6 protein-coding genes and 1 riboswitch are annotated in these 11,569 nt (G+C 65.1%); of the genes, 1 reads left to right on the forward strand and 5 read right to left on the reverse strand.

From position 1 onward, the window contains the following. Positions 1 to 118 precede the first annotated feature (118 nt). The 5 genes from VER16_RS18270 to thiC all read right to left on the reverse strand — a co-directional run bounded on the left by VER16_RS18270 (position 119) and on the right by thiC (position 9,188). Positions 119 to 2,965, reverse strand: a complete 2,847-nt coding sequence (locus tag VER16_RS18270; RefSeq protein ID WP_324810494.1) for a TonB-dependent receptor — start codon at positions 2,963 to 2,965, stop codon at positions 119 to 121. Between the two features lie 49 nt (positions 2,966 to 3,014). Beyond that, positions 3,015 to 3,914 carry a helix-turn-helix transcriptional regulator gene (locus tag VER16_RS18275; RefSeq protein WP_324810497.1) on the reverse strand — a complete coding sequence of 300 codons (900 nt, stop codon included), beginning with the start codon at positions 3,912 to 3,914 and terminating at the stop codon, positions 3,015 to 3,017. 115 nt (positions 3,915 to 4,029) lie between these two features. Further along, positions 4,030 to 6,345 (reverse strand): winged helix-turn-helix domain-containing protein, encoded by a 2,316-nt coding sequence (locus tag VER16_RS18280; protein WP_324810499.1) that lies wholly within the window; start codon positions 6,343 to 6,345, stop codon positions 4,030 to 4,032. 257 nt (positions 6,346 to 6,602) lie between these two features. After that, positions 6,603 to 7,274, reverse strand: a complete 672-nt coding sequence (locus VER16_RS18285; protein WP_324810501.1) for an ion channel — start codon at positions 7,272 to 7,274, stop codon at positions 6,603 to 6,605. A 117-nt stretch (positions 7,275 to 7,391) separates the two neighbouring features. Continuing rightward, positions 7,392 to 9,188, reverse strand: coding sequence for a phosphomethylpyrimidine synthase ThiC (thiC, locus tag VER16_RS18290; protein WP_324810504.1), 1,797 nt, complete (start codon positions 9,186 to 9,188; stop codon positions 7,392 to 7,394). 83 nt (positions 9,189 to 9,271) lie between these two features. Beyond that, positions 9,272 to 9,373: riboswitch (TPP riboswitch) on the reverse strand. Between the two features lie 184 nt (positions 9,374 to 9,557). Here thiC and VER16_RS18295 point away from each other — a divergent pair. Then, a complete protein-coding gene (locus VER16_RS18295) occupies positions 9,558 to 11,135 on the forward strand; it encodes a BCCT family transporter (protein ID WP_324810507.1) in 1,578 nt (525 codons plus the stop codon). Positions 11,136 to 11,569: the final 434 nt, after the last annotated feature.

Here is an 11,569-nt window from a genome sequence, read left to right on the forward strand (position 1 = left end):
ACGAGGGCAGGCCGCAGGGCCTGCCCTTTTTTCGTGCGCGACAGGGCCAGCGCACAAAGAAAGAGGGCGGACCTTGCGGTCCGCCCTCCTTTACTGCGTAGTGCGACGCTTCGATGGATCAGAAGCGCTGGGTGTACTTCATGTACAGGAAGCGACCCACATCGAAACCACCGTAGTAGGCGAACGCCGAGTTCGGGGCCGAGTACATCAGCGGACCCTTGTGATCGAACACGTTGTTGGCGCCCAGGGCGATGGTGGCGTCCCACGGAGCCTTGTAGCTGACCTGCAGGTCGTGGAAGGTGTTCGAACCGGTGTGACGCAGCGGATCGCTCTCGCCGTTCGAGTAGTGGTTCGGGGCATCACACCAGCCGTCGGCCAGGCTGATGCAGTTTTCCTTCATGCCGGAGTAGTAGCGGGCGGTGTAGTTGACACCGAAATCGCCGTACTGCCAGTTCACGCCCAGGTTCGAACGCACGCGGAACAGGCCGGCTTCGCCGACGCGACCGATGGTGATGGCATCACCGGCGCTGTTCTGGCCCGCTTCGTCGTACTTGGCGGTGTAGCTGGTCTGCCAGTCGATCGAGAACTGACCGATGGCCAATTCCGGCAGACGGTACTTGACGCCCAGGTCGTAACCTTCGGTTTCCATCTTGCCGAGGTTGGCGGTGCCGTATGTGATGGCGCTGATGTGGCCATCGCTGGCGCGCACGACGCTCTCGCAACGCGAGGCATTGCCCAGCACGTAGCAGTCACGCAGGATGCGGTCGACGCTGTCGGCGATGATCATGTCGCTGATCTGGTACTTGTACCAATCCAGCGACAGGTCCAGGCCCTGCACCCACTGCGGGCTCCACACGATACCAGCGGTGGTGCTCTTGGAGGTTTCCGGCTTCAGGTTCGGGTTGGCACCGGAGATGAACTGGTCACCCGACTGGCACGGCAGGGTCGAGCACGGGACGTTGCCCTGGCCCAGCTGCACGTAGTTGGCCGGCGCGCCAGCGGCGACGCAGGCGGCATTGCCGGCGACGCTGCCCGGAGCGGTGACACCGCACGGGTCGATGTACGACTCGAAGCTCGAGCTCAGGCCACCGTACAGATCGTTGATGGTCGGAGCGCGGAAGCCTTCAGCGCGGGTTGCACGGACCAGCAGGCCTTCGACCGGACGCCAGGTCAGGCCGAACTTGCTGTTGGTGGTGCCGCCGAAGTTGCTGTAATCCGAGTAACGGGTTGCAGCATTGAAGGTCAGTTCCTTGGCGAACGGCACGTCAGCCAGCAGCGGCACGTTCAGTTCGAGGTAGACCTCGTTCAGATCGTACTCACCGCGGGTCGGCTTCTGGCCCAGGCCGGTGGACTGGCCCGACTGCGCGAAGGCATCCGGCACGTAGCTGCCTTCTTCCTTGCGGTGTTCGACGCCCATGGCGAAGCCCAGGTCACCGGCCGGCAGGGTCACGATGGAACCGGCCAGGTTGGCGGTGAAGCTGGTGGTCTTGGTGACGCCACGGGTGGTGTAGGTCGGGAACAGGAAGTCCTGCAGGTCTTTGTCAGCCAGCGAACCCTGGCCGTCCACGCCGTACGGCAGCAGCGGGTTCCACGGGCGGCAGTCACCCAGCGCGATCGGATCGGCAGCGGTACCGCACTGTGCCACGCCGTTGGCGTTGATGAAGGACGGGCCGAGGGCCTGCTGGGCCGCGATCAGGCTCATGTCGCCGCGGTTGGTCTTGATCGACTCGTTGCGGTTCCACAGGGCGCCGACGTCCCAATCGAAGGTCTTGCCGGCAACGTCGAAGTAGCCACTGATGGTCGGCGCGAAGCGCAGGGTCTTCAGCTGGCTTTCGGTGGTACGCGGCACTTCCCACAGGCGGCGGCGGAAATCAGCGTCCTGGCCAACCGGATTGAAGGCGCTGTCAGCCGACAGCGGGGTGCCGAACGAGCCCGACTGGTACGGGTAGCCGGCGATCTGCTGGAACGTCTGACGCTCGTTGTAGAGCAGGTCGGTGTTCAGGCTGATCGAATCGGTGAAGTCGTAGGTGCCGTTGATGTAGACCGACTTGCGCTTGACGCCGGTCAGCAGGGTCATCTGCTCGTTGGAGTTCGAGTACTCATCACGGGTCATCGTGTGGTAATCGTTCGGGTTGGTCGGATCACCACCCGGGTTCAGCGTCTGCCAGACCGGGCTGTCTTCGCAGTCGTACAGGGTCGGGTTGCACCAGCTGCCGTTCTGGCTGATCGGGCTCCAGTTGGCCGAGGTCGAGTTCGGGCCCAGCGAGCCGTCACGGCTGTACCAGCGGTCCTTGGCCCACACCGGATCCTGCTTGGAGTACTCGGCCGACAGGGTCAGGCTGCCGCGCTCGCCGCGGGCACCCAGGGTCATCGAGTACTGCTCGCTGTCACCGTCGCCGTTGCCGTACTGGCCGACGTAGACGTTGGCTTCGCCACCGTCGAAGTTCTTGCGGGTGATCACGTTCACGACGCCGGCGATGGCATCCGAACCGTAGATCGAGGATGCGCCGTCCTTCAGGATCTCGATGCGCTCAACGGCCGACATCGGGATCTGGCTCAGGTCCTGCAGGCCCGAGGTGGTCGCGCCCAGGCGCTTGCCGTTCATCAGCACCAGGGTGCGCTCGGCGCCCAGGTTGCGGATGTCGACGTAGTAGCCACCGACGTTCTCACCCGAAGCCAGCGACTCCGAACGGGAGATGGCCGGGGAGCCTGCCGAGGTCAGGTTGTTCAGCACGTCAGCGACGCTCGAGAAGCCCTGCTTTTCCAGGGTCTCACGGGTCATCGTCAGGATCGGCTGCTGCGTCTCCATGTTGGCGCCGCGGATGCGCGAACCGGTGACCGAAATACGATCGAGGTCGGTGGTGCCGGAAGCAGCTTCCTGAGCGGAAGCGAACGCCGGCGTCAGCGCCAGCGCAATGCCGGCCGGCAGCAGGCCGAGCCGCACTGCGGGATTACGGAAGTTCATCAATCTCTCCAAGGTACGTGTTAGCAGCGTGTTAAAACACCCCAGCACGTTACGATTGCGTTGCAGCGCTGTATTTGCGCGACACACCCGGAGACTTTGCCGATTGTGGCGGAAGCTTCGCGCCGTTTTCACGAAAACGCGAAGCGGAGGTGCCATAGCGCGCGCGGAAGGCACGGGCGAAGCTGCAGCAGTTGTCGAAGCCGCTGGCCGCTGCCACTTCGCCCACCATCATGTCGGTGTCGCGCAGCAGATCGGCCGCGCGTTCCAGGCGCAGGCGCGCGGACAACGACTGCGGGCTTTCCTCGTACAGGCTCTGGAAGGTCTTGGACAGGTACCAGCTGGAGAAGTTGGTCAGTTCGGCCAGTTCGCCGATGCGCACCACGCGGTGGCTGTTGCCTTCCAGATACAGGCGCGCGCGCTGCATGCGGCCGAACACCTGGCGCTTGCGGCTGCGCGAGCGGCCCGGGCAACGCTGCACGTTGTCGGCCAGGCTGCGCTGCAGGCCCGCCAGGTGCAGCAGCAGGGGACGCAGTGCCGGCGCCGGTAGGCCATTGGCCAGCGCATCGCGCCACAGGCGCAGACCGACGCGGGCGTCGCCGCGGCTCATCCGCCCACGGCCCGCGTAGAGGCCACAGTCGGCCATCTCGGCCAGCACGCGCAGCGCTTCGGCATTCAGGCTCAGGCCCACGCACAGGCCATTGCGGCCGGCCTGCACAAGCGGGCGCGATTCCTTCTCGAACGCGATCCATTCACCCTGGCGCAGCCGGAACCGGCCTTCCTTCGCTTCCACCCATGACGTGCCACGCACCTGCATCCACACGGTGAAGGTGGTGCCGGAGGTCTGCAGGCTGCCGAGGCGGGCAACGCCCAGGCAGGTGGGAGCGACATCGTCGACGGCCTTGTCGAGGGACACGGTTTGGCCGCGATCGGCCAGGGAGAGTTGACGCATGGAGGCACCACGGATTTGCCAAGTACAGGCCTCCGTTTTGCCCAATCGGGTGGTTCCGTGTCAGGAAAGTCTGACGAGATCGCCACGAATTCGCGACGAGATCGCAACGAAAAAGTTACGAAGGTCCTTTTTCGTTGAACATCAGCAACTTGGTGAAGGCAGGGAACAGCGCTGGCGCTTGCTTTGGCAGGCGCATGACACCAATGTCGGCGCCATCGCTGACAGCCAGGGACAGATAAAGGTCATTGCCATCGGCGCTGGCGCTGAGACCATTGCCGGCGCTGAGCCGCTGCGCGTCCAGGCAGCGCTCCGGCTCCTCCTGGCCATCGCGCATGCGCACCAGGGTGGTCGCACAGGCATTGCTGGTGCCGAGATAGTCGATGCCGCCCTGCCCGGCCACGGTCCAGGTCCGGTAGCGCCAGCGACTGGGGCGATCCTGGCTGATCTGCTGCACGCTGGCTGCGTCCAGGGCCGCATCAATGGACCACAGGCCACTGGCAGCCAGACGGGTGTAGACGACCCGCCCGCTGCTGCGGTCAACGCGGGCCTGCGAGACACCGTCCAGGCTGGCCAGGCGCCGCCACGGCTGCTGGGTGCGGTCGAACAGGCTCAGGCGCGTGTGCTGGTCGGCATCCCGCTCGAGGATGAGCACGTGTTCGGGGGCCGAACCGTACAGCGCCTGCAACGGCTGCTCGACCGGTACCGGCAGCAGCTGCAGCCGTTCGTCACGCGGGGCGATCTCGTAGAGCACAGCCTTGCCGTGTTCATCGCGCCCCACCACCAGCACCTGCCGGCTGTCCTGCGACCAGTCCGGCGCCTGCCGCCCTTCCGGACGCAGACCTTCGATCGGCCGCAACGAATCGGGCCGCTGGATGTCGGCCCACCACAGCGCGAAGCTGCCCGAGCGGTCGGAACTGAAGACCAGCTGCCGGCCATCGGGGGCCAGCATCGGCTGGCCATCACGCCCGCTGGAGGCAAACAGGCGCTCGCTGCTGCCCGAGGACGGCATCTTGAAGACGCCGAACTGGGCGCGTCGATGAACGAAGGCAAGCATGTCACCGCGCCGCGAAACCGCTGGCCACTGTGCATCGTCCAGGCCGGCATCGCGCAGCGTGCGCCGCTCGACGTCCAGGTAGTAGAGACGGGCTTCGCTGTCCACGCGGCGACCAAAGACAATGCTGCGGCCATCGCCCAGCCACGCCCAGCCACGCAGTTCGGCCGCTTCGTTGGTCAGCTGTTCGGGCGTGCCGCCCGCTGCCGGCACCCGCCACAGATCGCCCAGCTGCGGGTTGCGCACGAACACCAGCCAGCGGCCGTCGGGGGAATAGCGCGGCGCGTAGTCGAAGTCGTTCTCGTCGACGGCGTAATCAAGCGCACGCCACTGCCCGGTATGCAGATCCAGCACGCGGATGCCGCGATGCGCGTAGCGGCCCACCATGCTGCCGAACACCAGGCCACGGCCATCCGGTGTCCAGTCGAAACTGAGCAGTTCGGTGCCATCGCAGCGGGTGGCCTGGCGCAGCGCGCCGCCGGTGGCGCTGGCAATCAGCACCTGGCAGCTGCCGCCTGCGCCAAACCGCGCGAACGCGATCTCGCGGCCATCGGGCGACCACGTAGGGAAGCGATCGTTGGCGCCTTCCGGTGGCGACAGCAGCTGCCGTGCCGGGGCATTGCCCGAGGTCTGCACCTTGATCGCACTGCCGCCTTTGCCGTCCTCGTTCGCGCCTTCGTACGCCACCTGCGAACCATCGGGCGAAAGTGTGGGATAGGTCTCAAAACCAGCGGTGGCAGTGATGAGGCGATACGGGCGCTCAGGGCTGCCGATGACGCGTGTACCGTCTTCGACAGCGGCATCCACCGGCGAGTTCGGCAGCGTCGGTCGACGCGCCAGCAGCACGGCCATCACCAGCAGCGCCAGCAGCATGGCAACACCCAGCGCCAGCAGCAGGCGGCGACGCCAGTAGCGCCAGCGACGACGTGCCGGCGACTGCACCTTGGCCAGCGCTGCGGCGTCAGGCTCGTCAACCGCCGGGTCGGCGACGGACACTGCATCCTCCGCCCCTTCCGGCGCCACATCGGCCAGTACCTGCACCGGCACAAGCAGACGGTAACCGGTCTTGGCGATGGTCTCGATGTAGGCCTGGCCGTTGTCTTGGTCGTTGCTGAACGCCTTGCGCAGCTGCGTCACGGCCTGGGTCAGCACATCATTGGTCGGCAGCGTGTCCGGCCAGACCTCGGCGAACAGTTCTTCACGGGTCACCACCCGCCCCGGCTGCCGCAGCAGCACGCGCAGCACGCCCAGCGCCTTCGGCGTGAGCCGGCGCGGACGACGCGCACCCGCCACCTCGACCTCACGCGAGGACAACGTCACGGTGCACTCGCCGATCCGGATCCGATCGGCTTCAGGCGGCTGGGTTTCGCTGGTGATCATCTGCTACTGAAGGGTTGGAACGAGCCACGGATGCAACTGCCGTTCGACACAGTTCGTCCGAAGCACAGCGAGAAGCCAGATTCCGCAAAAAGCATCGGCGCATACCGCAAAAAATACGAAGCCGGCGAATACTAGCCTATGCAGGTTACCTCGCCTATGCGTGGTGGACATCAGGCTCTCTCTCGCCGACGCATTCACATAAGCAGCAACATCATTCGCGCCCCTCTGGGCGCGAAATTTTTATCTGGGGTTCATTTTCAGATACGCCGGATCATGGTCAACCCGACCAGCCGCGAAACGACCAGGGCGACGTACATAACCCCGGAAAACTGCTCCAGCATGACCAATGCGCGTGCCTGTGGATGCAGTGGAACGACATCACTGAGACCCACCCCGGACAACAAGCTGAAGCTCAGATAAAGCAGCTCCATCCAGGTGCGCTGCGGGCCCTCTGCGCTGCCCTGGAAACTGCCCGGATACCACTGCTGGCAGACCGCAAATGCGAACGCGAATCCCCACGCAAGCAAGGTGAACGTGGCCCCAACGGCAAACAGCTCATCGCGCGTGACTTTATGGTCCTGCAGCATGTAGGCGATCAACGCGCCGGCCGTATAGAAGTACAGAAGACTTTCCAGCAGCTGCGCCGTGGTCCCCAGCGCCGGGCGGTCCAGCAGTGCAGCGGCGATGGAAAACACCACCGACGGGATCGCCAGCACCAGGGCCAGCCAGGTGCCCAGTGGGCTGCGCTGCACCACCCACAGTGCCAGGCCAAGCACGGCCATGCCGAACACACCCAGTGCAGCGCGCCCACCCGCGGTATCGTCCAGTGCGGGGTACAGCAGCACGGCGAGCAACTGTGCCCCCAGCAGCCAGGCCGAAGGATGGCGGCGGGCGATGGCCAGCCAACGGGTGGTGATGGCAACGGGCATGGCGTGCTTCCCCTGGGACGATGGGCGCGAGCATAGCCGGTGCTGCATGCAGGTGAGGTGGTGCCGGCCGCTGGCCGGCAACGCCATCCATGGCAGCGAGCCGGTCAAGGGCAGACGCTACCGCTGCCAGCCCGCCTCGGCGTAGTCGCGCACGTCCTGGGTGATCTTCATCGAACAGAAATGCGGGCCACACATTGAACAGAAGTGGGCCTGCTTGTGCGCGTCCTTCGGCAACGTCTCGTCGTGGAAGGCCTTGGCCTTTTCAGGATCCAGGCCGAGGTGGAACTGGTCTTCCCAGCGGAACTCGAAACGCGCCTTGCTCAGTGCGTTGTCGCGTACCTGCGCGCCCGGATGGCCCTTGGCCAGATCGGCCGCATGCGCGGCGATGCGATAGGCCATGATGCCGTCACGAACATCCTGGCGATTGGGCAGGCCCAGGTGCTCCTTCGGCGTCACGTAGCAGAGCATGGCCGTGCCGAACCAACCGATCATCGCCGCACCGATGGCGCTGGTGATGTGGTCATAGCCCGGCGCGATGTCGGTGATCAGCGGCCCCAGCGTGTAGAACGGCGCTTCACCGCATTCGCGCAGCTGCTTGTCCATGTTTTCCTTGATCAGCTGCATCGGCACATGGCCGGGGCCTTCGATCATGGTCTGCACATCGTGCTTCCAGGCGATCTTCGTCAATTCACCCAGAGTCTCCAGCTCACCGAACTGGGCAGCGTCATTGGCATCGGCAATACAGCCCGGGCGCAACCCATCCCCCAGCGAGAAGGTCACGTCGTAGGCCTTCATGATCTCGCAGATATCTTCGAAGTGCGTGTAGAGGAAATTCTCCTTCTTATGCGCCAGACACCACTTGGCCATGATCGAGCCGCCACGGCTGACGATGCCGGTCACGCGGCTGGCGGTGAGTGGCACGTAGCGCAGCAGCACACCGGCGTGGATGGTGAAGTAGTCCACGCCCTGCTCGGCCTGTTCGATGAGCGTGTCGCGGAAGATGTCCCAGGTCAGTGCTTCAGCGCGGCCGTCGACTTTTTCCAGCGCCTGGTAGAGCGGCACGGTGCCGATGGCCACCGGAGAGTTGCGGATGATCCACTCGCGGGTTTCGTGGATGTGCTTGCCGGTTGACAGGTCCATCACCGTGTCGCCGCCCCAGCGGATGGCCCACACCAGCTTTTCCACCTCCTCGGCGATGCCTGAGGACAACGCGCTGTTGCCGATGTTGGCGTTGATCTTGGTGAGGAAATTGCGGCCGATGATCATCGGCTCGCTTTCCGGGTGGTTGATGTTGTTGGGCAGTACCGCGCGTCCGCGTGCGATTTCATCGCGCACGAATTCCGGGGTGATGATCTTCGGAATGGCGGCACCGAAGGACTGCCCCGGATGCTGCTGCAGCAGCGCTGCATCGCCGATCGCGTCCAGCCGCTGGTTTTCGCGGATGGCGACGAACTCCATTTCCGGGGTGATGATGCCGCGCCGCGCGTAGTGCATCTGGGTGACATTGGCACCGGCACGCGCACGCCGCGGCAGACTGCGTGCGGGGAAGCGCACTGCATCGAGCTTCGCATCCTGCTCGCGTTCACGGCCGAACACGGAACCCAGGCCATCGAGCTGTTCGGTATCACCGCGCGCTTCCACCCAGATGCGGCGCAGCGCGGGCAGACCTGCGGAGAGATCGCTGTGCACGTCCGGATCGGTGTAGGGACCGGAGGTGTCGTAGACGGTGACCGGCGCGTTTTCCGCGCCACCGAACAGGGCCGGCGTACGGCTCAGTGCGATCTCGCGCATGGGCACGCGAAGGTCCGCACGCGAGCCCGGCACGTGGATCTTGCGCGAACCGGGAATCGGCCGGGTCACCGACTCGGAAAGTTGCTGGGCCTGTTGCTGCAGGGCGGAGGGCTGTGCGTTCATCGGGCATCGTCCAGTTGGGTCAGGGACGAAGCGGCGGCGCACTGCGCACCGCGCCCGGACGGTCCTTGGGCGGACTCCGGGCACGGCTGCACTGCAAAGCTTCCCTACGCCGGTATGAACCGGATCAGGTTCCAAGGGACTGTCTCAACCATGGCCATCGGGCCGCGGTACCCCCGCTTCTTGGCGGGCATTAGAGCACAGCGTGAGCGGTTCGGGGTCGGAGCCGGTTGCCACGCAACGGGCTCCGACCCCACCTTGTTAACGGAACGGTGACGCTCCGTTCAGTAACGTGATTGCTCGCCGCCCGCGTGGCCTTCGCTGCAAGCTCTGGCTCGCTCCCCTCAATCCCTTGATCGGAGAAGCTCCTTCATGGTGTTTCGCGTTTCCATCGCGCTGGTGCTCGCACTGGTGCTGCTCGCCGGTATCGCACCTGGCCCCTTCAACAGCGTCGTGCAGAGCATTCTCGGCGAACTCATCCGCGGCATCGGCTGGCTCTACCTGCTGGTCGTGTTCCTCGCACTGGTGTTCCTGATGTACCTGGCGTTCGGGCGCTTCGGCAACCTGCGCATCGGCGGCGAGGATGCCGAGCCTGAGTTCTCGCGTGCCAGCTGGATGTCGATGCTGTTCGCAGCGGGCATGGGCATTGGTCTGGTGTTCTGGGGCGCGGCCGAGCCCATCTCGCATTTCAGCAAGCCCCCTGAAGGGCTTGAGCCACAGAGCATGGACGCCGCGCGCGCCTCGATGCGCTATGCGTTCTTCCACTGGGGCCTGCATCCGTGGGCCATCTACGCGCTGATCGGGCTGTCGATGGCCTGGTTCCAGTTCAACCGCAATGGACGCGGTCTGGTCAGTGACATGCTGCAGCCGATCATCGGCCGCCATCATCGCGGCTGGATCGGCCAGGTCGTCAACATCGCGGCGGTCGTTGCCACCGCAATCGGTGTTGCCACCACCCTGGGCTTCGGCACGATCCAGATCGCGGCAGGCATCGAACGCGTGTTCGGCCTGCACGCGGGCGTGCCGTTGCAGCTGACCATCATCGTGGTGGCATTCGTGCTGTACATGGCCTCCACCCTCAGCGGCGTGGACAAGGGCATCAAGTGGCTGTCCAACTTCAACCTGGCGCTTGCGGCCCTGCTGCTGGCGCTGGTGCTGGTGCTGGGCCCTACCGGTGCGATCTTCAACACCTTCACCACCACGCTCGGCTCCTACCTCAACCAGCTGGTGACGATGAGCCTGCGCATGTCGCCCTTCTCATCCAGCACGTGGGTGGCCGACTGGACGATCTTCTACTGGGCCTGGTGGATTTCCTGGGCACCCTTCGTGGGCTCGTTCATCGCCCGCATCTCGCGCGGGCGCAGCGTTCGCGAATTCGTGGTGGGTGTGGTACTGGCGCCGACGCTGCTGGGTTTCTTCTGGTTCTCGGTGTTTGGCGGCACGGCCATCTGGTCGCAGATCTTCGGCCATGCCGATCTGGTGCAGGCATTGGGCAATGGCTACGAGACCGTGCTGTTCACCCTGTTCGACAGCCTGCCGTTGCCGTTGCTGCTGTCGTGCATCGCATTGGTGCTGCTGATGATCTTCTTCGTCACCTCGGCCGATTCAGCGGTGCTGGTGCTGGCCAGCATGTCCACCGACGAGGCAGGCGATCCGCCGTTGAAGCGCAAGCTGGCCTGGGGCGTGGGCATCGCCCTCATCGCCGGTGCGCTGCTGCTTGCCGGCGGCCTGGATGCGCTGCAGGGGATGATCACGATCGCGGCGCTGCCCTTCGCGCTGCTGATGGTGCTGGTGATGGTGTCGCTGTACCGGGTACTGGACCAGGAGTACACGCGGGAGCGGCGCCAGGCGCAGCGCCAGCGGCACATGATCGATGCGTGGATTGCACGCGAGATGGCGGCGCAGGAAGAGACACAGGCAGAGGCGGCGCGCGCGCAGGAGCGGGACTGAGGGTGTATTGCAGGGCTTGCAGCCCTGCACCTGCTCAATGCAACGGCAACGGCAACGGCAGAAGCGGCTCTGGGTTGCTGCTGGTTGGGCGGGGCGGTGTGGGTGGGCAGGACACGCCGTAGACCCGTCCATGGGGGCTCGATGGCGCCATCCATGGCGCCAACGGTCCTGCCCACCCACACCGCCCCACCCCCGACAGTTTCCCGATGACGGTTGGTTCTCCACGCCATGCGTGGCTGAGGTGTATCGGAAAACAAGAAGGGGTCGGAGCCGTTTTCCTGCGGAAAACGGCTCCGACCCCACCCAAAGCGCACGGCTGTTGCTTTGCTTTTGCTTTTGCTTTTGCCCTTGCTCTTCTTTTTTCTTTTCCTGCGGTGGCGGCCACGGAAACTGTCCGTGGCTGGGCGGGTGGGTTGGGCGGGGGTGTCAGCCGC

Origin of the sequence: Stenotrophomonas sp., from assembly GCF_035634915.1 — a bacterium.
Lineage (GTDB): Bacteria > Pseudomonadota > Gammaproteobacteria > Xanthomonadales > Xanthomonadaceae > Stenotrophomonas.